This is a genomic window from Pseudomonas sp. SMV7 (assembly GCF_052041995.1).
Taxonomy (GTDB): Bacteria; Pseudomonadota; Gammaproteobacteria; order Pseudomonadales; family Pseudomonadaceae; genus Aquipseudomonas.
In genome coordinates this window covers 227,863-254,480 of sequence record NZ_JBKGGT010000002.1, presented here as the reverse complement: position 1 = coordinate 254,480, position 26,618 = coordinate 227,863, and the positions used below count along the sequence as shown (strand labels likewise).

25 protein-coding genes are annotated in these 26,618 nt (G+C 58.2%); 12 read left to right on the top strand and 13 right to left on the bottom strand.

Annotated features, from left to right (window positions below; translation table 11 throughout):
* The first annotated feature begins 58 nt into the window (after positions 1-58).
* From ACLEJP_RS04170 to ACLEJP_RS04160, 3 genes are all read left to right on the top strand, one after another.
* Entirely contained in the window at positions 59-1,438 is a 1,380-nt protein-coding gene (locus ACLEJP_RS04170) for an aspartate aminotransferase family protein (protein ID WP_196145913.1), read from the top strand.
* A 54-nt stretch (positions 1,439-1,492) separates the two neighbouring features.
* Positions 1,493-2,401 carry an NAD(P)-dependent oxidoreductase gene (locus ACLEJP_RS04165; protein WP_326431164.1) on the top strand — a complete coding sequence of 303 codons (909 nt, stop codon included), beginning with the start codon at positions 1,493-1,495 and terminating at the stop codon, positions 2,399-2,401.
* 66 nt (positions 2,402-2,467) lie between these two features.
* A complete protein-coding gene (locus ACLEJP_RS04160; RefSeq protein ID WP_326431162.1) occupies positions 2,468-2,620 on the top strand; it encodes a hypothetical protein in 153 nt (50 codons plus the stop codon).
* Between the two features lie 49 nt (positions 2,621-2,669).
* On the opposite strand, the gene ACLEJP_RS04155 is transcribed toward ACLEJP_RS04160, so the two are convergent.
* The 7 genes from ACLEJP_RS04155 to ACLEJP_RS04125 form a co-directional block, all read right to left on the bottom strand.
* Positions 2,670-4,328 carry a cation acetate symporter gene (locus tag ACLEJP_RS04155; RefSeq protein WP_440804636.1) on the bottom strand — a complete coding sequence of 553 codons (1,659 nt, stop codon included), beginning with the start codon at positions 4,326-4,328 and terminating at the stop codon, positions 2,670-2,672.
* Positions 4,325-4,648 carry a DUF485 domain-containing protein gene (locus tag ACLEJP_RS04150; protein WP_213660794.1) on the bottom strand — a complete coding sequence of 108 codons (324 nt, stop codon included), beginning with the start codon at positions 4,646-4,648 and terminating at the stop codon, positions 4,325-4,327. The genes ACLEJP_RS04155 and ACLEJP_RS04150 overlap by 4 nt, the downstream gene beginning before the upstream one ends.
* A gap of 56 nt (positions 4,649-4,704) precedes the next feature.
* The gene (locus ACLEJP_RS04145) at positions 4,705-6,357 is read right to left on the bottom strand and encodes an acyl-CoA synthetase (RefSeq protein WP_440777636.1); all 1,653 of its coding nucleotides are present in this window, start codon (positions 6,355-6,357) and stop codon (positions 4,705-4,707) included.
* 83 nt (positions 6,358-6,440) lie between these two features.
* On the bottom strand, positions 6,441-7,208 hold the full coding sequence (locus ACLEJP_RS04140; protein WP_192440023.1) for an SDR family NAD(P)-dependent oxidoreductase: 768 nt from the start codon (positions 7,206-7,208) through the stop codon (positions 6,441-6,443).
* Positions 7,208-8,380 (bottom strand): acyl-CoA dehydrogenase family protein, encoded by a 1,173-nt coding sequence (locus tag ACLEJP_RS04135; protein WP_213660793.1) that lies wholly within the window; start codon positions 8,378-8,380, stop codon positions 7,208-7,210. Before ACLEJP_RS04135 ends, ACLEJP_RS04140 begins: the two co-directional genes overlap by 1 nt.
* A 53-nt stretch (positions 8,381-8,433) precedes the next feature.
* Positions 8,434-8,790: a 4-hydroxypentanoyl-CoA kinase subunit LvaB gene (gene lvaB / locus ACLEJP_RS04130; protein WP_010953701.1), complete on the bottom strand. Its 357-nt coding sequence runs from the start codon at positions 8,788-8,790 to the stop codon at positions 8,434-8,436.
* Positions 8,787-9,845 carry a phosphotransferase family protein gene (locus ACLEJP_RS04125; protein ID WP_440777635.1) on the bottom strand — a complete coding sequence of 353 codons (1,059 nt, stop codon included), beginning with the start codon at positions 9,843-9,845 and terminating at the stop codon, positions 8,787-8,789. Before ACLEJP_RS04125 ends, lvaB begins: the two co-directional genes overlap by 4 nt.
* A 202-nt stretch (positions 9,846-10,047) precedes the next feature.
* Between ACLEJP_RS04125 and prpR the strand changes: the two genes are divergently transcribed.
* The 8 genes from prpR to ACLEJP_RS04085 all read left to right on the top strand — a co-directional run bounded on the left by prpR (position 10,048) and on the right by ACLEJP_RS04085 (position 20,397).
* Complete coding sequence (gene prpR / locus ACLEJP_RS04120; protein WP_326431150.1) at positions 10,048-12,000, top strand: propionate catabolism operon regulatory protein PrpR; 1,953 nt, start codon at positions 10,048-10,050, stop codon at positions 11,998-12,000.
* 549 nt (positions 12,001-12,549) lie between these two features.
* Positions 12,550-14,049, top strand: coding sequence for an SAVED domain-containing protein (locus ACLEJP_RS04115; protein ID WP_440777634.1), 1,500 nt, complete (start codon positions 12,550-12,552; stop codon positions 14,047-14,049).
* Between the two features lies 1 nt (position 14,050).
* Positions 14,051-15,193, top strand: coding sequence for an SMODS domain-containing nucleotidyltransferase (locus tag ACLEJP_RS04110; RefSeq protein ID WP_409287427.1), 1,143 nt, complete (start codon positions 14,051-14,053; stop codon positions 15,191-15,193).
* Positions 15,190-16,983, top strand: coding sequence for a HesA/MoeB/ThiF family protein (locus ACLEJP_RS04105; RefSeq protein ID WP_440777633.1), 1,794 nt, complete (start codon positions 15,190-15,192; stop codon positions 16,981-16,983). Before ACLEJP_RS04110 ends, ACLEJP_RS04105 begins: the two co-directional genes overlap by 4 nt.
* Positions 16,980-17,480 carry a Mov34/MPN/PAD-1 family protein gene (locus ACLEJP_RS04100; protein WP_440804635.1) on the top strand — a complete coding sequence of 167 codons (501 nt, stop codon included), beginning with the start codon at positions 16,980-16,982 and terminating at the stop codon, positions 17,478-17,480. Before ACLEJP_RS04105 ends, ACLEJP_RS04100 begins: the two co-directional genes overlap by 4 nt.
* Positions 17,481-17,745: 265 nt before the next feature.
* On the top strand, positions 17,746-18,876 hold the full coding sequence (locus ACLEJP_RS04095; RefSeq protein ID WP_440777699.1) for a site-specific integrase: 1,131 nt from the start codon (positions 17,746-17,748) through the stop codon (positions 18,874-18,876).
* Between the two features lie 117 nt (positions 18,877-18,993).
* On the top strand, positions 18,994-19,221 hold the full coding sequence (locus ACLEJP_RS04090; protein ID WP_440804634.1) for a hypothetical protein: 228 nt from the start codon (positions 18,994-18,996) through the stop codon (positions 19,219-19,221).
* Positions 19,222-19,275: 54 nt separating this feature from the next.
* Positions 19,276-20,397 (top strand): HNH endonuclease signature motif containing protein, encoded by a 1,122-nt coding sequence (locus ACLEJP_RS04085; RefSeq protein WP_440804633.1) that lies wholly within the window; start codon positions 19,276-19,278, stop codon positions 20,395-20,397.
* A 144-nt stretch (positions 20,398-20,541) separates the two neighbouring features.
* Here ACLEJP_RS04085 and ACLEJP_RS04080 read toward each other — a convergent pair whose 3' ends face one another.
* Entirely contained in the window at positions 20,542-20,811 is a 270-nt protein-coding gene (locus ACLEJP_RS04080) for a helix-turn-helix domain-containing protein (protein WP_225777835.1), read from the bottom strand.
* 90 nt (positions 20,812-20,901) lie between these two features.
* On the opposite strand from ACLEJP_RS04080, the gene ACLEJP_RS04075 reads away from it, so the two are divergent.
* Positions 20,902-21,327: a hypothetical protein gene (locus ACLEJP_RS04075; protein WP_225777836.1), complete on the top strand. Its 426-nt coding sequence runs from the start codon at positions 20,902-20,904 to the stop codon at positions 21,325-21,327.
* A gap of 87 nt (positions 21,328-21,414) precedes the next feature.
* Here the strand turns inward: ACLEJP_RS04075 and ACLEJP_RS04070 are convergent, their stop codons facing one another.
* From ACLEJP_RS04070 to ACLEJP_RS04050, 5 genes are all read right to left on the bottom strand, one after another.
* The gene (locus ACLEJP_RS04070; RefSeq protein WP_440804632.1) at positions 21,415-22,548 is read right to left on the bottom strand and encodes a hypothetical protein; all 1,134 of its coding nucleotides are present in this window, start codon (positions 22,546-22,548) and stop codon (positions 21,415-21,417) included.
* Positions 22,493-23,386 (bottom strand): TniB family NTP-binding protein, encoded by an 894-nt coding sequence (locus ACLEJP_RS04065; RefSeq protein ID WP_440777628.1) that lies wholly within the window; start codon positions 23,384-23,386, stop codon positions 22,493-22,495. The genes ACLEJP_RS04070 and ACLEJP_RS04065 overlap by 56 nt, the downstream gene beginning before the upstream one ends.
* 20 nt (positions 23,387-23,406) lie before the next feature.
* Positions 23,407-25,254 carry a Mu transposase C-terminal domain-containing protein gene (locus ACLEJP_RS04060; protein ID WP_440777627.1) on the bottom strand — a complete coding sequence of 616 codons (1,848 nt, stop codon included), beginning with the start codon at positions 25,252-25,254 and terminating at the stop codon, positions 23,407-23,409.
* 280 nt (positions 25,255-25,534) lie between these two features.
* Positions 25,535-26,008 (bottom strand): hypothetical protein, encoded by a 474-nt coding sequence (locus ACLEJP_RS04055; protein WP_440804631.1) that lies wholly within the window; start codon positions 26,006-26,008, stop codon positions 25,535-25,537.
* Positions 26,009-26,195: 187 nt separating this feature from the next.
* On the bottom strand, positions 26,196-26,528 hold the full coding sequence (locus ACLEJP_RS04050) for a hypothetical protein (RefSeq protein ID WP_440804630.1): 333 nt from the start codon (positions 26,526-26,528) through the stop codon (positions 26,196-26,198).
* Positions 26,529-26,618 lie beyond the last annotated feature (90 nt).

The window sequence follows — 26,618 nt, the reverse complement described above, 5'->3', positions numbered from 1 at the left end:
CCGCATGCAGGCTCATCGCATGCAGTCGACAACCCGTCCGTGGCAGGAAATCACACCAATGAGCAACGTCACTTCAACCATCCAGAATGACTTGGCTTCATTCATACACCCCAACACCAACCTGGCGCAGCACCAGGAAATCGGCCCCCTCGTGATCGCCGGCGGCGACGGCGTGCGGGTCTTCGATGAGCAAGGCAACGCCTACATCGAGGCGATGTCGGGCCTGTGGAGCGTTGCCTTGGGCTTCAGTGAAAAGCGCCTAGTCGACGCCGCCGTCGAGCAGTTCAGGCAACTGCCCTACTACCACAGCTTCAGCCACAAGACCAACGCCCCGGCGGCGGCGCTCGCCGCCAAGCTGGCCGAGCTGGCGCCGGGCGACCTGAACCATGTTTTCTTCACCAATTCAGGCTCCGAAGCCAACGACTCGGTAGTGAAGATGCTGTGGTACGTGAACAACGCGCTGGGCAAACCGCACAAGAAGAAATTCATCTCTCGCCAGCAGGCCTATCACGGTGCCACCATCGCTGCCGGGAGCCTTACCGGCATCCCCTCGATTCATCGCGACTTCGACCTGCCGGCCATCCCGGTTCACCACCTGACGTGCCCGAACTTCTACCGGTTCGCCCGGCCAGGGGAAACGCAGGAAGCCTTTTCGGCCCGCCTGGCGAACGAACTGGAGCGCTACATCCTCGCCGAAGGGCCGGAAAGCATTGCCGCCTTCGTCGGCGAACCGGTGATCGCAGCGGGCGGCGTGATCCCTCCTCCCACTGGCTACTGGGCGGCGATCCAGGCAGTGTGCAGGCGCTACGACATTCTTGTGGTGATCGACGAGATCGTCACCGGTTTTGGCAGGCTGGGCACGATGTTCGGGGCTCAGCTGTACGACATCCAGCCCGACATCATGGTGCTCTCCAAGCAGCTCACCTCTTCCTACCAGCCGCTGGCGGCCGTGGTGGTGTCCGATGCCATCAACGATGTACTGGTGAGCCAGAGCCAGCGCCTGGGGGCATTCGCCCATGGCCTGACCTGCACGGGTCACCCCGTCGCCACCGCGGTTGCGCTGGAAAACATCCGCATCATCGAAGAGCGCGACCTGGTTGGCCATGTCCAGCGCCTAGCCCCCATGTTCCAGCGCCACCTGCGCGCGTTCGAAGACCACCCGCTGGTCGGCAACGTCCGAGGCGTCGGGCTGATGGGCGGGATCGAACTGGTTGCGAACAAGGCCACCGGCCAACCGTTCGCCCAGCCAGGTGCACTGGGTGGCTACGTGTTCAAACAGGCCCACAAGCATGGGCTGATCATTCGCGCCCTCTACGACACGATCGCGTTCTGCCCGCCGTTGATTACCACGCAGGGCGACATCGAAGCGATCTTCAGCGCCTTCGAGCGCACGTTGGCTGACGCAACAGACTGGGCCCGATCGCAGAACCTGCGGTGAGCAAAGGCTCTCCCGTGGGGCCTCACATAAAACAACAATCAAGAGGCTTTGAACGTGCGCGAACAAAATGATGAAAGTTTCGAGTTTGATGTGTCCGTGGTCGGGCTCGGTGCGATGGGAACGCTCATGGCACACGCGTTGCTCAAGCAAGGCAAACGCGTGGCGATCTGGAATCGATCACCCGGCAAGGCTGCGTCGCTCGTCGCCGCTGGCGCTCACCTGTGCGACAGCGTTGAAACCGCGCTGGTTGCAAGCCCGGCCACGATCTTCGTGCTCCTGGACAACCACGCGACCCACGAGGTGCTCGGGATGCCAGGTGTGATGCATGCACTGGCCAACCGTACGATCGTCGATTACACCACCAACGCCCAGGACGAGGGACCGGCGCTTCAGGGCCTCGTCAATCGGGCGGGCGGCCATTACGTCAAAGGGATGATCGTGGCCTACCCGCGCAACGTCGGCCATCGCGAAAGCCACAGTATTCATACCGGCGATCGTGAGGCCTTCGAGCAGCACCGGTCGCTGCTTGAAGGGCTCGCCGGCCATACGGTGTTCCTTCCCTGGGGCGAAGCATTGGCCTTCGCGAGCGTGCTCCACGCCCATGCGTTTGCCGTGATGGTTGCGTTCTTCGAGGCCGTGGGTGCGAGCGAACGGTTTGGCCTGTCGGTTTCGAGGACAGCCAGGCTCCTGCTCGACACGTCACGCTTTTTCGTCGCCGACGCACTCGAGGAAGCGGCACGCCGGCTCGAAGCGCAGGATTTCGCAGGCGACCAGGCGAGGCTCGATGTACATGTAGATGCCTTCGCGCACATTGCCCAATCCCTGCATGCACAGGGGGCCTGGACGCCAGTGTTCGACGCGGTATGCCAAGTCGCGCAGCGCGCGGCATCAATGGGCTATGGCGACCAGGACATTGCAGTCATCACCCAGTCATTCGCCCACGACAAAGCGCCTGGGCACTAACCGCGTGATACTGGCCTTTCGGATCGAACCTGAAGACAACAACAATAAAAATCGCTGGAGGATCATATGCGCCGATTTGGTTTTCTACTGGCCGTGTTGACGCTGGCCGTTTTCCTGAGTGCCCTGCTTGCCCCCAGGCCTTCTCTCGTCAACCGAGCGGCGGCGCAGCACATGGGGCATCCGATCACCAACATCGGCGAGATTTTCAGGGGGTATTAACGAGGTATCACCTGGCCGCTGGCACGCATCCGCCAGCGGCCGCAGGTAATCAATGATCGACCGCACCGCTGGCGCCAAGGCCGGTCTGGCCCCTTACGAACTGGTCGGCGAACGCCGCCCTTTCTGCCTTGGCTCGCGCAGTCCGGTCTAGCCGGGAAACGCCATACGCCACCGCAAACGCCAGCGGCATGGAGAACAGCGCAGGCTGGGTATAGGGGAACAGCGGCTCGGCAAAGTGCAACACATCCACCCACACGAGCTTGGAAAGCACCACGAAGCCCATGGCGCTGATCAACCCCACGTAGCCACCGGCCAACGCGCCGCGCGTGGTCAACCCCGACCAGAACATCGACAGGAACAGCACCGGGAAGTTGGCCGACGCTGCGATGCCGAACGCCAGCGCGACCATGAAGGCCACGTTGATGTTTTCGAACACGATGCCCAGAGCTATCGCCACCAACCCAAGCCCGAGGGTGGCCAGCTTGGTCACCCGCAGCTCCTGCGACTCGCTAGCCGCGCCCTTCATGATCACCCGCGCATAGAGATCATGGGCGATGGCGGAAGCACCCGCAAGCGCCAGGCCTGACACCACGGCCAGGATGGTGGCGAAGGTCACGGCAGACAAAAAGCCCAGCAGCAGGTTGCCGCCTACCGCCTTGGCCAGGTGCATGACCACCATGTTGCCCCCGCCCAGCAGCTTGCCACCCACCAGCCCGCCTTCGAAAAACTGCGGCTGCTGGCTGACGATCACGATCGACGCCAGGCCCAGCAGGAAAATGACATTGAAAAAGTAGCCGATGAATCCGGTGGCATAGAGCACCGACTTGCGCGCCTCACGGGCATCGCTCACGGTGAAGAAGCGCATCAGGATATGCGGCAGCCCGGCAGTGCCGAACACCAGCCCCAGGCTCAGCGACAGCGCGGTCAATGGGTCGGCCAGCAGGCTGCCGGGCTCCAGCAGGCGCTCGCCCAGGGTATGGGTGTCCATGGCCTGGGTGACCAGCGTGTCATAGCTGAAGTCGAACTCGCGCAGCGCCAGGAACAGCACCAGCGAACCGCCTACCAGTAGCAGGAACGCCTTGATGATCTGCACCCAGGTAGTTGCCACCATGCCGCCAAAGGTGACATACAGCATCATCAGCGCGCCAACGATCACCAGGGCGATGTGGTAGTCCAGGCCGAACAGCAGCCTGATCAGCTGCCCGGCCCCGACCATCTGCGCCACCAGGTAGAAGCACACCACGGTCAGCGAGCCGATGGCGGCCATGGTGCGCACCTTGCCTTGGTCGAGGCGGTACGAGGTGATGTCGGCGAAAGTGAAGCGGCCCAGGTTGCGCAACCGCTCGGTCATCAACAGCAGCAACACCGGCCAGCCCGCGAAGAAGGCGATGAGGTAGATGTAGCCGTCCATGCCGGAGGTGTAGATGAGCGCGGTGATCCCCAGCAACGTCGAGGCGGACATGTAGTCACCGGCCAACGCCAGGCCGTTCTGCCAGCCCAGGATGCCGCCACCGGCGCTGTAGAAGTCCGCCGTCGAGCGGGTGCGCCGCGCTGCCCACCAGGTGATGCACAAAGTGAAGAGCACGAACACCATGAACATGCCGATGGCATGCAGGTTCAGCGGCTGACGTTGACCCGCGTCGAGCGCAGGCGATGCCAACAGCAGGCCGGAGTGCAGCAACAAAGCCAGAGGCAGTAGTGTCTTCATGCGCCCTGCTCCTCTTCCAACCCGGCAACCAACGCCTGCGTCAAGCGGTCGAACTCGCCATTGGCCCGGTACACATAGAACGCCGACAGCGCACAGAAGAACACGAACAGGAAACCGCCGGCCGCGACGCCGAAGGTCATGTTCGACCCCTCGGCCAGGCGCCTGGCGATCAGCTCGGGCCAAAACGATACCAACGCGATGTAGCCATAGAACGTGGTCAGGATCAGCACGAACAGGCTCAGGGTAAAACGGTTTCTGCGCGTCACCAGTTGCTGGAACCGGGCACTGGCGCGAACACGCGCGTATAACAGGCTGGACATGGGACACCTCGATCAATGTACTTGTTGTTATGGGGTGTGCAGGTGTTGCCGCTCGATCAAGGCTCGGCGTCGGCGGTCTGCGCCTCCTGTTGCCGGGCCCACTCGCGCAGGACGAACTTCTGGATCTTGCCGGTGGCGGTCTTGGGCAGCTCCGTGAGCGACACATGTCGCGGCGCCTTGAAATGCGCCAGGCGCTCACGGCACCAGCGGATCAGGTCCGCTTCGGTGACCGTGGCCAGCGCATCTGGGCGCAGGGTGACGAACGCATGAGGGGTCTCGCCCCAGCGCGAATCCGGGCGCGCCACCACTGCGGCCTCGACCACATCGGGGTGCTGGTAGAGCACTTCTTCGATCTCCAGCGAGCTGATGTTCTCGCCGCCGGAAATGATGATGTCCTTGGCCCGGTCCTTGATTTCCACGTAGCCATCCGGGTGCAGCACGGCCAGGTCGCCCGTGTGCAGCCAGCCGTTGGCCAATGCGGCCCGGGTGGCCTCTGGGTTGTGCAGGTAGCCTTTCATCACGGTGTTGCCGCGCACCACCAGCTCGCCAAGGGTAAGGCCGTCGGCTGGAACCGGGCGGCCGGTATCGGTATCCAGCACCGTGGCCTCCTCGAGCATCGGGTGGGCGACACCCTGGCGGCTCATGAACTGCGCCCGGGCCTCAAGTGGCAACTCGTCGACCCCCGGCTGCCACAGGCACAATGTGCTGGGGCCGTAGCTTTCGGTCATGCCATAGGCATGGGTGATGTTGAAGCCACGCGCCTCCATCGCCGCGATGACCGCACTGGGCGGGGCAGCACCGCCAGTGATCACCGATACCGGCACCGGAGGGGCACTGGCATGCTCGGCGTGGATCAGCATCGACATCACCACCGGGGCGGCGCTCAGGTGAGTCACGGCATGCTCGGCGATGGCGGCGTTGATCGCATCAGGCTGGACCTTGCGCAGACACACGTGGGTGCCACCGGACAACGTCACCGCCCAGGTATGGCTCCAGCCGTTGCAGTGGAACATCGGCAAGGTCCACAGGTAGACGCTGCGCGGCCCCAACTGGAAGATCAGCGCCCCAGCGCAGGCGTTTAGGTAGGCTCCGCGGTGATGCAGCACCACGCCCTTGGGGTTCCCCGTGGTGCCGGAGGTGTAGTTGATGGCGATCGACTGCCATTCGTTCTGTGGCGCACTCAAGGGTCGCGCGGGGTCGCCCTGGGCCAGGAACGCTTCGTAGTCCAGGTCGAGGGCCAGGTCGGCGCGCTCGGCCTGATCATCGTCGATGCCCACCAGCAAAGGCGGCGCATCGAGCATGGCCAGCGCCTGACTGGCCACGGCACCGAACTCGCGATCGCAGATCAATACCTTGGCCACGCAGTGACGCAGAATGAAGGCAATGCTGCGCACCTCCAGGCGGATGTTGATGCACACCAGCACCGCCCCGGCACCGGGCACGCCATAGTGGGCCTCGAGCATTTCCGGGATATTCGGCGCCAATATCGCCACCCGCTCGCCCGGCTGAACACCGACCCGCTCCAAGGCACTGGCCAGGGCGCGGCTGCGCTCATGCAATTGACGGTAGCTGTAGCGCCTTGCGCCATAAACCACCGCATCGCGCTGCGGGTACACCTGGGCGGCACGCTTGAGGAACGACAGCGGGGACAGCGGGACATGGTTGGCTTCGTTGGGAGCAAGCTCATGTTCGAGGGTTGGAACCATCATGGCAGGCACCTCATTGACACATTGCTCAGATTTTGCACGCACACACCTACCTCCTGTTCTTGTTGTTATTGCGCCAGGGCGCGTTACAGGCTGCTGCACAGATGGCCGCCATCGACCACGATCTCAGCGCCGCTCATCGCCCGCCCAGCATCGCTGGCGAGCAGCAGCAAGGCGCCGTCCAGGTCCGACGGCACGCTGAAGCGTCGGCTGGGGATACGCGAACGCAACTTGTCACCGGCCTCGCTGGCCAGGAAGGCCTCGTTCAAATCAGTCATCACGTAGCCGGGCGCTAGGGCATTCACCCGGATGCCATGGCGCGCCAACTCCAGCGCCATGGCGCGGGTCAGGTGGGCCAAGCCGGCCTTGGCCGCCAGGTAAGGGCCGACGGCACCGGCCACACGGCAGGCGAGGATCGAGGTGACATTAATCAAGCTGCCCCCCTTCCCCGCCACCACCATGCGCCGGGCGCTTTCCTGGGCCACGGCCCAGGCGCCCTTGAGGTTGGTGTCGAGCACGTGGTCCCAGGTTTGATCATCGCAGGCCAGCAAAGGCTGGCTGTCGCTCACCCCCGCATTGTTGACCAGGACATCCAGTGGGCCGGCGGCATCGAGCACCCGGCAGATGTCCTCACGGCTGGTCACATCGAGGGCAAAGGCCCGCGCCCGCCCTCCAGCCACCTCGATGGCCTCCACCAACGCCCGCAGCGGCGCCTGGCGCCTGGAGGTCACCACCACCTCGGCGCCTGCAGCGGCCAGGGTCATAGCGAAGTGACGGCCCAGGCCGCTGGAGGCCCCGGTCACCAGGGCGCGACGCCCGTCAAGGGCGAACAGTCGGACAAGGTTCGGCTGCATCAGTGGACCTCCAGGCGCTGGTCGAGCAGCTTCTTCGCCAGGCTCATGCGGTGCACTTCGCTCGGACCGTCATAGATGCGGAACGGGCGAATGTCGCGGAAGATCCGCTCCACCACGGTGTCCCCGGTCACCCCGCGGCCACCCAATACCTGGACGCAACGATCGACCACCCGCCACAGCGCCTCGGCGCTGATCACCTTGGCCATGCTCGAATCGACATTGGCGCGCCGGCCCTGGTCGAGCACCCAGGCGCAGTGCCAGACCGCCAGTCGCACCACGTGCAGGTCCATCATGTTGTCGGCGAGCATGAAGCCCACGCCCTGGTGCTCGCCCAGCGGCTTGCCGAAGGCGTCACGGGTGCGCGCATAGTCGCAGGCGATGTCGTGGGCGCGGCGCGCGGCACCGAGCCAGCGCATGCAATGAGTCAAGCGTGCGGGCGCCAGGCGCACCTGGGCATAACGGAAGCCCTTGCCGATCTCGCCGAGGACATCGCTCGCCGGGATACGCAGGTTGTCGAAACGCAGCTGCCCGTGACCGCCGGTAAAACAGCTGTCCAGCGAGTCCAGCTGACGTTCATGGATGATGCCGTCGCGCTTCATGTCGGTCAGGAACATGGTCGCCGTGCCATCCTCCATGCGCGCCATGATGATGCCGAAGTCGGCGCCTTCGGCCCCGGTAATCAGCCACTTGCGGCCATTGATCAGGTAGTCGTCGCCATCGCGGGTGGCGGTGGTGCGCAGCATTGAGGGGTCCGAGCCGGAGCCGGGCGCGGGCTCCGTCATGGCGAAGCAGGAACGGGCATGGCCCTGGACCAGCGGGCGCAACCAGCGGTCTTTCTGCGCCTCGGTGGCGACCACGTCCATCAGGTGGATGTTGCCTTCGTCCGGCGCATGGATATTCAGCGCTACCGGGCCCAGCGGCGAGTAGCCGGCTTCTTCGAAGACGATCGCCTTGGCCACATGGCTCAGTTCCAGACCGCCCATTTCGCGGCTGGCGTGAGGCGTCAGCAAGCCAGCGGCGCGGGCGCGGGCCACCAGGTCCTGGCGCAGTGCGTCGCTGGGGCCGTGGCTGTCCTGGCGGGGGTCGTTCTCGAATGGGATGACCTGTTCGGCAATGAAGTCTCGAGTCGTGGCCTGCAAGGCGAGCAGTTCGTCCGGGAGAGTGAAGTTCATGGCTGTCCTTGTGTGTTCTTGTCTATCGGAGGAATGGGGTGGTCGATTCGGTTTCAGGGCAAGGCCTTGGGGTTGCTGATCGCCAATCGGGCAACGGTGATCTGGCGCAATGTCTCGACCAGGGTGCGCCGGGTTTGCGGGGCGTCATGGCTGCCCTGGCGAATGGCGCGAGCCAGTTGGCGGCGCAGGTCGGGCAATGTCGACGGCGCGTCATCGACCAAGGCGGCCAGACGCGCTTGTTCCTGATCCTCGGCCTGAGCACCCAAGCGGTTTTCGCGGGCCGCAATGGCCATGGCGTTCGCGATCATCAGGGCCGGGTAACGCAACTCGCCAGGCAGCGCTGGCAGCAGTTGTTCCAGAAGCGTCGCGCGGGCAATCTCGAGCAATTCGTGGGCGTTGGGTTGGGTCATGGCGCTTCGGCTCCGGTCATGTGCAGGATTTCGAGTTCGAGCTCCGGCAACAGCCGGGCTGTCAGTGCCAACTCGAGCGACGGTTCTTCACCGGACAGATGGCGCTGCCCTTGCTGCAAGGCAATCACCGCCCAGCGCAGGGTGGCCATGACTTGCCAGTAGTGGAGCTGACTGCGCTCGATGCACAGCGAGGAGACCTCGTGATAACCCCGCAGGAAGTCCTCCAGCTGGCCGATGCCACCGGCTTCGAGGTCTGGGCGGGTGAAGCGCCAGCAGCGGGCGGTGAACCAGCCGAGGTCCTCGCAAGGGTCGCCCCAGCCGGTGAACTCCCAGTCGAGCACGGCCTCCAGCCCGTCTTCGCTGGTCAGGTAGTTGCCGGTGCGGTAGTCACGGTGCAACAGGCACAGGGTGCTGCTGCGCGGCGCATGCAGCTCGCACCAGCGCAGGCCCCATTCCAGCACCGGATAGGCATCGGCGAGGGTGTCGAGGTAGCGGCGGTAGGCATCGATGGTCGCCAGGGCCGGCGAGCTGTCCGGAACGGACAGGAAGCCCAGCGTGGCGCACGGCGGGCGGACCTGATGCAGACGCGCCAGGTTGGCGCCAAGCTGCGCCGCCAGTTGCACCCGGCCCTGAGGGCCGGCGCCGGCGCTGAGCGCGCGACCGGCAGCGATACCCGGCACATACTCCATCAGGAAGAACGCCCGCCCATGCACGCGTACATCGCGGCACAGCCAGAGCGGTCGTGGCACTTTCACGCCGGCCTGGTGAACCACCTGCAGCACGGCGAACTCCTGTTCACGGTCAAGGCTGGCGGGTAGCGCTGAAAGCGCATCGCTGCGCAGTACCCAGCGCCGGGCACCGGCCCACGGGCCGCCTTCGATCAGCAGGTCCAGCAGCCAGTTTTCCTGGATGGCGCCACCGCTCAGGCGCTTGCGCGCCTGGATGACTACCCGCGTTGCCGAGGCCTGCTCGCGGATGAACTCGGCCAGGCGATGATCGTCAGTCATGGCCGCGAACGTATCGCTGGCCTGGGAAATCGTTGGTGAACTGCTCATGGGTCTGTAGGCCCTGCCTTTGGTTTCTGGGTTGGCACAAGCCCAAGAGCAAGGCCTGGGCCAACTCGTCAAGCGTCAGCCACAGGCCGCATGCAGCCTGGGTTCTGACAACTCACCGATGAGCGAAAGTCAGGCTGCTCGTTGCATATTTGCAAGCTATTGATTCATTATCGAAACATTTCAAATATGAACAGGCCCCGTGATGGATGCTCTTGCCTCCCAGGTCGTCGTGCTGATCAGCCACTTGCAGCGCCCCCAACAACGGAGCCGGCTCGCCCATGTGGTGGCCGGGCTCACGACGGACTACCCCGATACCCGTATCGAAGTCCTCGACACCTCGGTGGCTGAAGCACTGCAAACCGCCCGAGAACTGGAGCAGGCAGGCAAGGTCGATGTGTTCGTCTGCGCCGGGGCGACCGCCGCCTACCTGCGCAAACACCTGACACGCCCGGTATTGGCGATGCGCGTGGGCAGTGGCGACCTGCTACGGGCATTGGGGCAGGCCCGCGAACGCTCCTCCCAGGTGGCCGTGCTCAGCTACAACCACATCAACCACGACCTGCAAGCCATGGCCGCGCTCTTCACCGTCCAGGTTCACCAGGCCGCCTACACCTCCCTGGAAGAGGCGCGCCAGGCCGTCGAACAGGCGGCCCAGCTAGGCTGTCGCAGCATCATCGGCTCGTCGACGGTAGTGGAGCTGGCGGAGCAGGCAGGGCTGCATGGCGTGCTGTCGCTGAGCGAAGAAACCGCGCGCAAAGCGCTGGAGGAAGCCCTGGGCATTCTCGACACTCAACGCGTCGAGATCGCCAAACGGCGGCATCTGAATGCCGTGCTGCGGCATATCCCCGACGGCGTTGCAGCGGTCGACAACCAAGGCGTGGTGCAGTCGCTCAACCCGGCCCTTGCGCAGCTGCTGGACCTGCCGGTTAGCGCAGCGTTGGGCCGGCCGCTGCAGCAGCTGTGCCCGGAACTGGACATGCAGCAGGCGCTGCAGGAAGGCACGGGTGAAGAAAATCGCGTGATGCGGCTCGGCTCGCACGTCGTGGTGAGCAATTTACTGCCTATCCTGGAGAACGGCGAACGTACCGGCCTGGTCCTGACCTGCCAGGACATCACTGTTGTGCAACGTGCCGACCAGCGCATCCGATCCACCCGCCGCCCCGGTGCTTTCACTGCCCGTTACCGGCTCGACCAGCTCAACGGCAACAGCAAGGCCAACCGCGAGATGCTACAGTTGGCCAAGCGTTTTGCCACCAGCCATTCGACCATCCTGATTACCGGTGAAAGCGGCACCGGCAAGGAACTGCTCGCCCAGGGAATCCATAACGAAAGCCCGCGCCGGCAAGGCCCCTTTGTCGCCATCAACTGCGCGGCGTTTCCCGAGTCGTTGCTGGAAAGTGAATTGTTCGGCTATGAGGAAGGCGCCTTCAGCGGCTCGCGCAAAGGTGGCAAGCAAGGCCTGTTCGAAGCGGCACACCGCGGCACGCTGTTCCTCGACGAGATCGGCGACATGCCGGTTTCGCTGCAAACACGCCTGCTGCGCGTGCTGCAAGAGCGCGAAGTCCTACGCCTGGGCAGCACCGAACCGATTGCCATCGACGTGCGCATCATTGCCGCCACCCACCAGGACCTGCGCAGCGCCATGGACGATGGCGATTTCCGTACCGACCTGTATTTCCGGCTCAACATCCTGCGTCTGCAGACCACCCCGCTGCGAGAGCGCCCTGAGGACATTGCCCTGATCTGCCGGGGCATCAGCCAGCGCCTGCTCGTTCAGGGGCAACCACCGGGAGCTGCAGACATCCCCGCCGCACTGCTGCCGTACCTTGAACGCTATGCCTGGCCGGGCAATGTCCGGGAACTGGAGAATGTGATCGAGCGCGCGATGCTCTCGGCACGCGAACTGCTTGAAGAACACCGCGTGAACGAGCAGTACCTGGCACGCGTGCTACCTGAACTTTGCGAAGGCCCTCCCCCTTCACCCGCCCGGAAAAAGTCGTCAGGCGAAACGGACCTGCACACCATCGGCAAGGTCGCGCAACTACGCTATGTAAAGGAAACGTTGGAAAGCTGCCACGGCAACCTCGACGAAGCCGCCCGCCGTCTCGGCATCAGCCGCACAACCTTGTGGCGGCGCTTGCGATCTGCCAACTGAATGAAAGCCCCAACCCCATGTTCAACCCATGACGTCTGGTTGGACAGTCTCAAGGCCCGACACCGTCTAATCATCCGCCAACTTGAATGGCTCGACGTACATCGCCGGGTTGCTAGCGACTTTGTTGTGGGGGGCGCTCAACCTGTTTAGTTAACTGGAGATACTCATTCTGCGAGCGCTTCGCCCTATATCAGATCCGGCGACTATGCGCGGTGTACTGTATCGTCCGGCATTCTTGCTCAGTCGCCTGAGGACCATGCTGATGCAGTCGGAGCAGTCGGAGTAGGACAGTATGGCGCCCGGAGGTGCGTTTTCGCGATGTGCATGTTCAGCCGGTCTGGACGCGACTGACCGCTTTCGACCCGAAGCTGCCCTTGACGAAGGGCAGAAATCGGTCATGAGTTACCTTCCGCGAAACGCGGCGCTATAACTTGATCGCCGGCTAAGCCGGTTCGGGCTTAGTCACCGGTCGACTAACCATCGTTCCAGCTTGATTCCAACGTGAAGAGAGGATAGCGTTTCGCCATTAAGCTGCAAAAGGAGTTGAGCATGGCAAACGCTGTTTCGGCCGGATGGCACGGGCATGACTATCAAGCTCGTTTTTTCTGGATTCATGCCTCCGCATTAAGAGATCCAGACCAGTCGCACGTTATTGAGGTCTCCTACGAGGCTGATGGGCCAAAAGCGTTCGATGATGTAATTATTCGCTATGACCCTCCGCGGGCGAGCACTGGCCCCGTGCGGATCTCGGTGGATTACCATCAGATCAAATTCCATGTCACCGGCGCGGGACGATTCGGCTACGCGGATCTCATCGACCCTGCCTTCATAGGCGCCGAAACGGTGTCTCTTTTGGAAAGATTGAAACAGGCAAAAGAGAGCGCCCCTCCGAACGCTGCTTTTCACCTCGTTACGATCGACAGTGTCAAAGACAACGATCCACTGGCTGAAATCATCTCGGCCGTGGACTATTCCCTGCGGCTAGACAAACTCTCGGTTGGAAAAACGGACGGCAGCAAAATGGGCAAGGTTCGCAAGTTGTGGCGCGAACACCTTAAACTCGCATCGGATGATGAACTGATGAAAGTACTGGAAGGCCTACATATTGCCACCGCCCAGCGATCTCTGACCCAGCTACGCGATGACGTGAACCTTCGTTTCCGGGTAGTGGGCCTGATCAGTTGCCATGACAGTTCGGAATTTCGCTTCGACGCTGCTGCAAGGTCTCTCAAGAGCAAAGGGCTGTATCAGTTTACCCGTGAGCAGTTCGAAACTCTTTGCAAAGAGGAAGGTTGGGTTCGCTCCGAGCCACCTGAGAATCGCCTCAACGTAGCCCTTCGCTCATTCACAGATGGTCCAAACGATAGAATAGACGCGCTACCGGAAAACACTCTTTCACTCTTGCAGCACTTTGATGGCCGTCATCTCAGACCAGGCGAGGATTGGGCATCTGCGATCCAACCAGCTGTTGAGTCGTTCCTCGCGCGAATAAAGCAAGCGGAACGTCGAATTCGGCTTTTTCTGGATGTTCATACCTCGATCGCATTTCTGGCAGGACGCTGCCTCGGGTTGAAATCCGGCATGGAGGTAGAACTCGTTCAGAAGGGGCGCTCAGGTACCTCCGTTTGGAGAGCAGATGACGGCAAAGACAAGCCCGCGGCCTCTATCACGACTGAACAACTTCATGCTGGCCCAGACATTGCGCTCGTGCTGAGCATATCTCGAGATGCTGTGGACGATGTGCGGGATTACGTTGCCAAACAGCCGACGATAGGCAAGATTTTGCACATCACTCCGGCAGAGGGGCCCGGACAAAACGCAGTAGCGGGTGGAGCCCATGCCGCCCGTCTGGCTGATGATGTTGCCAGAGCAGTAGCCAAGATCCGTGTTCCATTCGGCGCTAAGATTCACGTGTTCAGCGCGGCGCCGAATGCGGTTAACTTCTTCGTGGGTCAACACGTCGAAGCCATGGGCCCATGCGTTTTCTACGAGTTTGATTTCAACCGCCGTATCGACGGTAGCTACCACCCCACCTTCAAGGTTCAATGACATGGAACTCAAACCACAATTCACGGAGTTCCTTGCCGGAATTCGACCAACGATCCGGCAGCAGGAAGATTGGAAAATCGGGTCGAAAACCTTGCGCAACCGGCTCGAGGCGGATGAAAAACTCAAAGACATCGTCGTAGCTACCTTCCTGCAAGGCAGCGTTCGAAGATCAACAGCGGTCCGCCCCTTAGGAGAAAAACGCCCCGACGTTGATGTCGTGGTAGTAACGAATCTGGACTACAACCGACTGACACCGAAAGAGGCGATGGATCTGTTCGAGCCTTTTCTGGAGCGGTACTACAAAGGGAAATGGCGGCCACAGGGCCGCTCATTTGGAATTGAGCTTTCCTACGTGGATCTAGACCTAGTAATCACAGCTCTACCAAGCGACGGCTCAAGTCGTAGCCTCCTAGAACAGCTCTACCGGTCTCAATCTGTGTTGACCACCAACTCGCTCGAAGAAGAGGCCAGCTGGCGACTGAACCGCAGTTGGACACCACCTAGCGGCCTGCTTGGGAACGCCATGCTTTTCCAGGATGCACCTCAGGAGGAGTGGAAGCCTCATCCACTGTTTCTTCCTGATCGGGATGCTGGCAACTGGGGGCGTACTCACCCACTCGCGCAGATCCAATGGACTGCTGCGAAAAATCGTGCGTGCAACGGCCACTACGTAAACCTTGTACGGGCAATGAAGTGGTGGCGCCAAGAGAATGCAGAGCGTCTTCCTAAATACCCAAAAGGCTATCCCCTGGAACACATGATCGGGCATGTTCTGGCCGACGGTAGCACTTCAATGGCAACGGGCTTGGTTCAGACCTTGGAGAGCTTCATGAGCACCTGGTCCAGCTACAACCAGCTCAACATTGTCCCAACACTTGCGGACCACGGAGTACCAGAGCACAACGTCCTAGCGCGCTTGCCGATTGAGGACTTCAAGGCCTTCTACGCAGCAGTAGGGGAGGCAGCCAAGCTAGCCAGGAAAGCACTCAACAGCACAGATGCCCAAGAGAGCGGTCAGTTGTGGAGAGACTTGTTGGGGAGCAAATTCCCGTTACCGGGCCCAAGGGGTGGTGACAAGCCTAACGGCGGCTTTACCGCACCGACCCAGTCTGCCCAGCCAAACACTACTGAGCGGTTCGCGTGACCTCCCTCCAACCGATTACCCCCCCGGTCCTGCTGTCTGTCGTCGATGCCATCAACTGCGATGCACGCCTCGATACAGACAGCAGCTGGCGGCTGCACGCAGAAGGAGAATGGTCGCTACAATTTTGCGCGCGACTCTCTGTACCAGCGACCGAGTTCGTACCAAACGAATCAAGCTGGCACATGGTGGTTATGCCAACTGCCAATGGAGAGACAGCTCACATTTATCCGGATGCTGTTCACGGCATCACGTCTACATTTCCTCATCAAGACTACAATGGCAAAACATGCCCGCCGCGTCCCTGGAAACTTGGCAAACCATGTTTGGAAAAGCCTATCGCCGTTTTCAACCGTACTAGCTGGTCGAACGAGCCCCGCAACCTAGCCGAACGATTGCCCTGGTTACTACAGCGTTTGCTGAAGTGGCTTGACGCGGCTGCTAGCGGCTCTCTTAACGTTGCGGGAGACCCACTCGAACTGCCGGCACTACCTGGGCAATCCCTTTTCCCGCTATTGGGATTTCGAGAAGCCTCCGGCGGCATTTTGCACTGGATACCACATCAGGGTAGATGGGGGTATGCAAGCATAAGCCAATTGCGGGGGGCGAATAGCACCCGGGTCATCACGAAATTCGAACGGTCCGACGGCGAAGTCATCAGGTCCATGGAATGGCCGGCCTCCATGCTGGGCAACGGTAAAAGCTGCGATGCCGTATGGCTTGTCCTACCTGAGATTCCAGTCATGCCTCCGTGGCAGGTTCCAGCATCGTGGCTGGAGTTGAGTGAATGGCTAGCCGCAAACCACATCAACCTTGGAGAGTTACTCGTTGAAATGGGGCGCGCTGTTAGACGAAATCCCCTCAAAGCCCCTCCCTCGATACTGCTACTCGGATTCCCTATCTCAGAGCAGGTTGGGCTAGCACCATCCCGAATGCACTGGTTCGCGACTAAATCACCCTCACTTTCCAATAAGAAATCACGAAGAAAGGGCTTCCGGTCCTGCGAGCACAACTACCGCTACTGGGATGCTGAGATTGCTACATCTAAAGACGCCTTGGAGTGGCAGCGAACAGCCAACTGGGCCACAGACCAGCTTCGAACAAGGGGGGCTGCCGAGAATGAGATGTGCAGACGTCGAGTTCTGCTCATAGGTGCAGGTTCCTTGGGAAGCTCAGTCGCGGAGAACCTCCTTCGAATGGGCGTTTGCGAACTAGGCATTCTGGATTTTGACTGGGTGATGATGGGCAATCTAAGTCGCCATTCGCTCTCCATGCACGCTGTCGGACACAAGAAGGCCAAGGCCCTTGCCATGCACCTCAACGAGTGCATGCCCGACGCAAAGGTCCGGGCCTTTGATGCGGTGTTTCCACCCAACACCGAACAGGTGAAACAAGCAGTCAGAGGCTATGACATGGTTGTCGACTGCACGGGGGACGATGACGTACTGGATGCCTTGGCTTCGTTTGACTGGAAAAGTGAAAAGCTATTTGTGAGCCTAGCAATGACATGGCGAGCTGAAGGTCTTTTCGCGTATTCAGCCTCCGAATCAAGCTTTCCAGCTATAGATGCCAAGTCCCAATTTGCATCTTCTCCCAGCCCCACTATGAACGAACTAGACGCACAGATTGAAGGCATTGGGTGCTGGCATGCAGTTTTCCCTGCGACTGCTGATGATGTTCAGCTATGGGGGGCAATTGGTAGCAAATTCATCCGTAGAGCAGTTATGAATCCAGGACGGCGCTACGAGTATTTCCAACAGATGCCGGACGGCACAATCGAGCTAGTGAAATGAACTACCCAGCTCCATTGTCATTTGTGAGTTCTAGTGACTCATACACAGTGACCATTGAAGCCGAAGTTTTAAGCCAAATGGTGATTGACTGCATACGAGCAGGGACACATGAAACAGGTGGCATACTAATCGGAAAATACAGTAGCGACGGAAGTATCGCCCTAATTTCGGAGATTACGTCGCATCCCAAGGACTCGATCAGTAGTTCAGTTACCTTTCAACGTGGAATCATCGGGCTTAAGGAGTTGCTTGCCGAGCGTTGGAATGAAGGATCTCACTATATTGGAGAGTGGCACTATCATCCTGGTGGCTCACCGGAGCCAAGTACCCCCGATATACGAGCAATGCGGTCTATCGCCACAAACTCGAAATATTCGTGTCGTGAACCCATTCTAGTCATATTAGGTGGGACCCCTCCGGAAGTAGTAAAGCTGAGCGCTACAGTGTTTCCCGCCAATGGTCCAAGCGTTAAATTAAGACAATCAATTAATATTTGAACGGTCACTCATCACTCAATCCCTACTCGCCCTGTCAATGACAGCACCTAAACCCCTCACGTCACAAGGCATGAGCGTGAATGCAAGGATGGCTGATCATGGATTAGGGAAGTTATTCGCGGCTGTCCTCTTTGGGTCGATAACGGCCCTTCACGATCATGGATATCGTCATGCCGACCTCTTCGTTATATTAGGCCTGATAAGCCACAGGTTATCCGAACCTATTGCAGCGTTGAGAGAGATGAAATTGACAGAGCCGGTACAGATGCCCTCCTCCCAGCCGCTGGTGCTTACAGAGTTGGCCGACAGCACCCGCGCCGCTGCTGAGGCATTCATCGCGGCAGGCACTGCGGCTAATACCGTGCGTAGCTACCAGAGCGCCCTCACCTACTGGTCCGCGTGGCTACGGTTGCGTTATCGCCGCTCGCTCGGCGACGGCGCGTTGCCACCCGAGGTCGCCGTGCAATTCATCGTCGACCACTTGGCCAGGCCCGATACTGCTGGTAACTGGACACACCTACTGCCGCCGGCCGTCGATGCCGCGTTGGTGGAAGCCAAGATCAAGGGCAAGCCGGGGCCACTTTCGTTCAGCACAGTTAGCCACCGCTTGGCAGTTTTGGCTAAATGGCATCGCCTGCGAAACTGGGATAACCCAAGTGAGGCTCCTACGGTGAAGACGCTTCTTCGAGAGGCACGCAAGGCCCAGTCGCGCCAAGGCGTATCCGTGCGGAAGAAAACCGCAGTGGTGTTGGAGCCGCTGCAGGCGATGCTTGCCACCTGCACTGACGGCGTGCGTGGTACGCGCGATCGCGCCCTGCTATTGCTGGCCTGGAGCGGCGGTGGCCGGCGCCGCTCGGAAATCGTGGGTTTGCAGATCGAAGACCTTCGCCGTCTGGACGCCGACACCTGGCTATATGCACTTGGGGCAACCAAAACAGATAGTAGCGGCGTGCGTCGGGAAAAGCCGCTGCAGGGACCGGCGGCTCAGGCGCTGAACGCCTGGCTCGCTGTAGCACCGGGCTGCGAGGGCCCGTTGTTTCGCCGCTTGTACAAAGGCGGTAGGGTCGGCACAGCAGGCTTATCCGGCGATCAGGTGGCGCGTATCGTCAAGCGTCGTGCACAGCTGGCAGGACTTGAAGGCGATTGGGCCGCGCACAGCCTGCGCTCGGGATTTGTTACCGAAGCTGGTCGTCAGGGGGTACCGCTGGGTGAGGTGATGGCGATGACCGAGCACCGTAGCGTCGGCACCGTGATGGGCTACTTCCAAGCCGGTTCACTCCTGGGGAGCCGTGCCAGTCAGTTGCTGCCCATGGCCGCGCAGTTCGATGAACGCAGTTCTGATGAGTCCGGTCCACCCGATGACGCGAATGGAAAGGAGACTGCAAAGGCGACGTAGGGGCGTGGGCCGCTCTACCTGGCCGAACCGCAAGCGCATTCGGACAGGCTCGCTTTCGTCTAGTCAGCCGGTTTGTGCCGTAATCTAGACTTCTTTCAACCAGCCTCGGAGGCATCAATGGAGCAGTCGGACATTAAACGCGTGCAGTTGGAGAAACTCGAGAAGCTGCGAAGCCAGCTGAAACTCCTTCCCGCGGGCGCCCGTGGCGAGGTAGTGGGTGAGCTCAATGGTCGCACTGAGCAGCTGTACGAATTCGGCATACTTACCCGTCGGGAAAGCGATGACGAGTACGTGAAGAGCGACATTGCCAGAGGTCGTGCCATCCCAAGCATCCTGGTGGATTGACATGGCAGCCCGCACTGACAAGCCACCGCATCGTCGGCGTCAGAGAGCACCGGAGTGACCAAGAACCCAACCGAACTGGCACTGCTGGCCAGGGGCATGGACACCCGCCTCGCCCAAGCCCTACGGCTGGCAGGCTGGACACTGAGCAAGCTGCAGCAATGCGATGTGGCCGCGCTTGAGGCGCTCAGCATCGATCAGCCGACCATTGCCCGCCTGTACAAGGGGAATCGGCCGCCGATCCCATCAGAGGCCTTGCTCCAAGTGCTGTTCGCCAGCCGTTGGCTGTGCTGTGTGTGTCGCGAGGCGACCCGGCCAGTGGTGGTTCACCACATCCAACCCTGGGCCAAGAGTCGCGATCACGCGCCGGCCAATCTCGCCGTGCTGTGTACGCTGCATCATGGCGAAGCTCACAACCAGCGCGGCTTGGAGGTGACACTGTCGGTAGAGCGATTACTCGCCGCGAAGCTGGCGTGGGAGCGTCAAGTTGCTCATATGGACCGGCTCGCTATCCATCAATCGACGCAGGTGCAGGCATGCCACTGGTGGTACTTCAACCACCTGCGGCTGTTCGAGCTGGCGAGGGCCAGCGGGGTTGATCTGCAGCGCCTACCCGGCTTTGCAGAAGCTCGCCAGCACGGGCTCTGTGCCGCCATCGGCGTCGTTGAACTGGATGAACGTGGGCGCTCCCCCTATAACGCCAGATCCGCTCACCACTTGTACCAGTACATGGTCCAGATGTTGTCCTGCGTGCTGGAGCACACCGTGCCGCAGAACATTTCCGATGACCTCGACCGCGGCACCCTACCCGCCTTGATCACCAGTGGTGACATCATCTATGTCCAGGGGCGGCATTTCTTCAGCAACATAAACTCGCCCGATCCGCGCGAGGATCTGGTACGCGCGCACCGCAGCGCGAACAAAGTGGACATCCATTTCGTCTTCAATCGCCACGAAGGAACCTCGGGCTCGGCGCGAGCGTTGTGGTTGTGCGGCGCCCAAACCCTATGCAGCGTATTGCAGGTCAACCGTATTGAGCGAGCTGACACCCGCTATCAGATCTATGCCACCGTGCTGGCGATCCGCAGCGCTCACGGCGAGCTCAAATCGCGTCTGTACGAGGGTAACTTACTGAGGTCCGGACTCGGCTTCGGTACCGTCGACGAATCGGAAGAATAGCGCCGGCGCAATTGGAGCCGGAGCCGAATGAATCCACGCGATGAATTGCAGGACAGGTTCTCGCAAGATCAACCAGGAGCGCGCGCACGTGAAGCGACGAGCGAACACCAGCAGACCTGCACCCAACGCATTTCTGTGTCAACACTAAGCAGACAGTTCGGCTTTGACGCGGGCCAGCAGCTCGTCCAAATTGCCCCCCGATTGCAGCACAAAACTTTCGGCCAAGATGCTCAGTGGGTGCACGCCCATCAGGTCGGCGATCGACGTGAGCTTGTTGACGGTGACCGCTTTCATCCCGCGTTCCAGGGAACTGATATAGGTTCGACTGCTGATGCTGCCAAAATCCTCCTGAGTGAAGCCCTTGCGAAGGCGTGCATTCCGTAATGCCAGGCCGACAGCATCATTCAGTTCCATTTGCGACTCCTGCAAAAGGAACGATGAAGCGACATTGAACACTAAAGGACTACAATCTATAGTGTTCATTTTCAGTGCGAGGTAGCCTGCATGTTCGTGACTCATCCGGGCGCTGAGCTACGCAGCGGTTTGCAATACAGGGACGGCTCCAGGCAATGGGCGATCATCGAGCGAGAATTAGTCACTCCCTGGCTATACGTTTGCCTAAAGCAAACCGAGGAGGGTTTCGATTTCCAGCGAGTATTTTTGGTGTCATGTGTAGATCACTTTCTTCAGCTCATGCATGACTTGCCCAGCGATGCTGCGATCACGAGCGTGATGAGCGTTCTGCCCAGAAACGATGGCGCAGGTCAGTGGTCCATGGTGCCTGTCCAATCAATCGCAACCAATCCTGATGGGGCGCGCCAAACCGTTACAGTGGCGCTGATCGATGGTGCTTCCTACGAGGAATGCGTGAAAGGCCTCGATCACAAGTCGACTACGCCGATCCTCTACGTCGCTGGCCGCTCTGGATGAGCACGCTGATCACACGCCTTTGGTTGCTTAATGACGACTCAGCGGACGACGGCGGGAAGGTACGATCTAATTGCAGTCCCTTCTGAATCAAGTCCTCGCTCGCCTGTTATGCCACCAGTCAACAAGTAAGTGGCTATATCTTTCTTTGATGGCAGCATTCCAATTGCGCGAGCGGTTCTCTAACCATTCCAAGTACCCCAAATTCTGCCCAAGCTCACTGTGCATGCCCCACCAGAGCCTATCAAGATTATCGCTTCGCACCTGAAAGTCTTCTCCTTGCTGCCAACTTCGAACGCAGTGGGGCACACCGATGAACAGACCCAGGAGTGCAAACATCGCCATACGGACTTCAGGAGGGTGCTCTCTGACCTCAAAACACAAGCATGCCTCGGGTCCCGCTGATGGCGATAGTCGCACACTTAACGAGCATTCACCTTTTATATCCAGTAGCCGTGCAATATAAGATTTTTGGTGATAAGGGTAGCTGCGTTTTTTTCCAATAACCGCGATCAGATCAGACATGAATATTTCAAAATCAATCAGGGCGACTGTAGACGCTGCTCCAGGTATGTGAACCTTGCCAGCCTTTAACGCTGAAATGTACCACTGCTGAAAAGAAAGGGCCATGAGGCTAAGGGTTTTGAATGTGCGCGAGGCAATCATTCTAAGTTTACGAATAGACAGCGGACTCTGCATGCTGAGCGATGAAGGTCGGGGGATTGCTCCCATGTAGTGATTCAACACATTGGCAATAGCTTGGGAAGGTATAGTGCTGCCAAGATCACGGATTAGATTGCCGTGTACGTGACAAATATTAAACCAACTGTAAGCCCATATACTCCTAGTCGTCGGGCGTCGATAAGTTGAAAAATCCTCGAACAAGCATAACTCGCACATGTCCACTCGCAAATTTGCCGGATGCTTTAACCATGAGCCGTAATCGGCGAAGAGATAGTCGAACAATGAAGAGTTCACATCGAAAATTTGCGTTAACTCTCTGCGCAATAATCCCGAGGTGGTTTCATCTGCATCCGCCGCCCCAAACTTTTCAATTGCATCTGCGGCCCGATCAAAAAGAAAAGGATTTTTAGAGTGTTGCCCCCTTGCAATCCAGCCTGAGATGGACTCGCCTACAAGCGGCTTGAGTAGCCCCGCGAAGCTCTGATTAACCCTCATCATCGAAAGACTCGAAATAAGGGGGAATTCCTTCAGCTTTTTCAAGACACTTTAAATCAATGCTCTCCTTCCCGTCCAATATAGCCCAGACTGCACCCCGAGTAATGCGCTTGACAATGGCATCCGTATTCCCGGCCGTCTCTTTCAAAAGATATTTAACTTTGCCTGCCCCCCAGAGCTCAGACGGTCTCTTCAGAGGCAAATAGCTCTCGTAAGCTGCTAAAAAAGAGCGAAAATTTTCATTTTCACTCCACAGTGGTAAGTGGTATCGCTGAAAACGCCGAGCCAACTGGCTGTCACTGCTAATCGCGTGATGAGCGTCCTCCGTTCCAAAAGCAGTAATGCACAGTGACAAAGGCGGACTACTAAGCGCCCGAAAAAAGGAAAGATTCTTTCGTTGATCAACCCTGTTCGCATTGAGGAGATTATGGACTTCATCGATCAACACCATCCTAATTCTTCTCATTTCGACAGCCCTCGTCAGAGAGGTCGGTAAAATCCCGCCTCGAATCCGACCAATCGATATCCCTAGAGCTTTCTCGATCGACTCTTCAAATCCAGATAACGTAGGATCCGGAGGCACAGTAAAAGAGATGTATCCGCGTGGTTCCTCCGAGCGTTTGCGAAGAGTCTCCAAATCCGACTCAATGCGTGAGAACAAACTAGTTTTACCCATTCCTGGGTCGCCGGATATCATCACGCATTGCGCCTGAATTTTAGCTGGCATGCCGTAAACTGCGCGTACCGTACCTCTAATAGCTTTAACCTCAGGATAGTTAATCCAGCAGTCAGCATAAATAAGACCCACCCGCTTATCATCGCTCCAGCTGACTGCTTGGCGGCGGGCGGGCATTATGTGATCTAATGATTCACCAGTTTTCATGGCGCACACTCCTAGGCGTCTCAGTCTTCAATGTCGAACGCTGTGGGTTTACGGGCATAATCCACATTAGCCGGCTTAGGTTGTATATTGGTCTGCCGATTCAGTGGGTGCCCAGGGTCTTCACTGCGGATTTTTTTACGTTCATTCATTTTTCGGGTTTGCTTAGTAAGTGAAACTGCACGTTCGACCAAATCATCATTTTTCTTTATCAATGCAAATGTTTCAGCTGCAGTTACCCGCCGATCACTCTCAGCAGCGAGCTGTTTTCGCGCATGCTTAAATTCCGCCAGTGTTACATTTGGAAACCTGACATCAGAATATGTTAATTCTATATAATTACTTTCCCCTTCCGGCAGTACCCAGATTTTGCCGATAGCCTCAGGGTCATACCTCACTTGGCATCGGGTGTTTATGTCGAATCTTTTAAGTGCCGCAGAATAGTACTCGACGCAGTTGAGTTTGATGCCGGAGCGACTAATGCGTCTTTTTTTAATGGGCATAAAGTCAATAAGCAACCTACGCCTATCCTCGATGATCTGGGGGTAATGCAGTACGCCATCGTCAGTCTTATAGTAACGCTCCCACTGAAACAATGGCGAACAGCCAATGGCTGAGTGTTTTTTCTTGTGATATTTTTCTATTTCCGTGATAAACCATTCGCGAAATTCCGCAAATGAAAGGGCAGCAGTTTTTTCGCTATCATAATCTCCTCGCTCCTTCACAGAAGACATCGTTGCGCCGGGTAACAAGTGAACCCTCTTCATGAAGGTACCAATCAACCGCTCAATATGCGCCCCATTGTGAGGAACTCTTCTTGGCCTGTAGGTAAGGTCTATGCGGTACCAGCGACAACTATTCTGGAGATTACTTGATCTAAATTCTTTGGCGTTATCTACATGAATTCGTTTGGGCACGCCATAAAAAGGGTACTCGAACTCATCTAACCCATATGCTTTGAGCCACTGATTTTTTGGTAAAATAGTATGCGAAATACACAAAGCCACGGACATTGAAGATGGAGGGCTCAAAGACAAGTGAACCCCGGCGACTGCGCGGGTGTATACATCGATTGCCAAAGTCGCCCAAGGGCGGCCCAATGGCCTGCGAGTTTCCCCATCCACGATAATGCAGTCTACAAGGGCATGATCAATCTGTATCAATTCATACGGAGCAGTCGGGAGAATCTTTCCTCCCCGCACCGACAGCTCCTGATCAGCGGCTTTTTTTCCCACAGTCTTCGTCAACAGCTCCCGACGAGGCCGTTCTTTGATCCTGCTGGATACAGTTCCTAGGCTTGGCACGGGTAAATTCTGAGTTATGCACTGTTTTCTGATTATTTCATATATTGCCTCTGTCGTAATTGCCCTGCCTTCGTAGTGATCATCTATTGCAGACTTGATAAGATCTTCTACAACGCCATCAATCTGCTTCATCCCTACAGACCGCCCTTTTTTCTTCTGTATCAAGCTAACGAAACCCTTATCTGGTTCCATCAGAGCAAGCAGGCGGTAGATTTGGGATACGCTCAAATTCAAGGTTTTGCCCGCGGCGTCTATTTCATTTTTTGGAATGGGCTTGCGTGATAATAGTGGCAAAAGCGTGGTGTAGCGAAAATCCGCAACTTTCAGTTCATCTTCGCTAAACAAATCGATGGTTGGTTTTTGGGTGTTTTTCTTTGGCGGCAACGCTTCGGAGTCAGAGTATTTAATCTCGAATTCAAATTCTATATTTCCTGGCGATATAGTTACAATCTCGCCTGTAGCAAGATCCCGCGCCTTAATTTTGCTTGCCGATACGGACTCCAATATCTCTAATTTTCTGGCGCTTGCAAAAACCAAAGCTCCACGCCTGATAGTGAACCGATCCATTTATGCGGCCTCTGCGGAAATGCAAAACGCAACTGAATGTGCGAAAAATACCTCAAGGTTAGTTAAACATGCGAAAAATGCAAAATCTGAGCGACTAGACGCTCCGAATTTACAAAATATTCAGAGGAATCAGTGTGTTAGATTTTTCGCGTGTTTCCAAAGTCTCGACATCAACACAGCTTCACGACTGATCAGACTCCTTTCCAGCCTTGGCCAGAAAATCCGCCGGCGTCATGCCATAGCAAACGATGAAGACGTCACGGCAGATTTGCTCTCGATACTACTTCACAACGTTCTCGATCATTTGGCCCAGTACGTAGACCAGCGTGTCGCTGTAGCCCATTGCCGAGTTGGCCTCGTATGGATACCGAGCGTTTGTGAAGACGTTGCGGTAACGTTCAATCCATTCTTCCTCCTGGTCGAGTCGAAGGCGCATGCGGATATCCGCAGGGACTGCGTAAAAAAGCGTGAGCAGATCGTGCTTGTCGACACGCTTGTCAGCCGAAATCCTGCTGGCAAGCTGCAGCTCGCGATGTGCATGCTTGATCAATTCGGCGTCAAGGTCGTAGGTTTCATTGATCTGGCCGTGGTTGCCATTGGGCACAGCGACGAAGCTTTTCAGCAAAATCTCCATACCGATCGCAGCGTTTACTTGGGCAACTGCCATCATGTCGTGCCCAGTAAGCAGGTGTTTGGCGGCCTCCCAATAGCGATAAGCGCTTTCGATCATCCAAGGCGTAAGGCGCTGCTGCATCAAAATTCTCCGTCAGTTAAGCGCTAGCTCACCAGATGGGCTACCCTGCCTTCAAATATGCCCACAGGAATAACTACTCTAAATATTCATTTAGTTTAGTTATAAGGCTTTACCTTGATTGCTCTCAATAGCACCGTTCTCGTCCGCATCCCGTTGAGGCTAGATCTTCACAGAACATCCAAGATGGTCAGATTGGAAATGTCTGAGTAGTACGGATCAGACCCCTGCCCCCGCTAAGCAAAAGACTTGTTTCAATTCCATGCTTAGGGCTGCCGAGGCAAACAGCTAAGACAACGGACTGAGAAATTGCGGCCTGGTAGATCGGATCGTCGAACGATTCAGAATACACAGGTTGAAGCTCAGCAAATCTGATGCTCTTACCCACCAACTGCAGAGGATGGATGGTGCTAGCGCCGCGCGTTGAACATGATATTTTTTCAAGTTCAGCCATGTTCAGTAATGCTGGCGCAGGCATGCGGGACCCAGGCGCATCGGCGACTTGAGTAGTGGTTGGAGCCATGGCGATCTTTCCCTCTATGTCAGATCGTAAGTGGTAAGCCTCCCGGGGAGCGGCAACGCCTCGGGTAGGCATCTATGCCTGCGGGCTGGA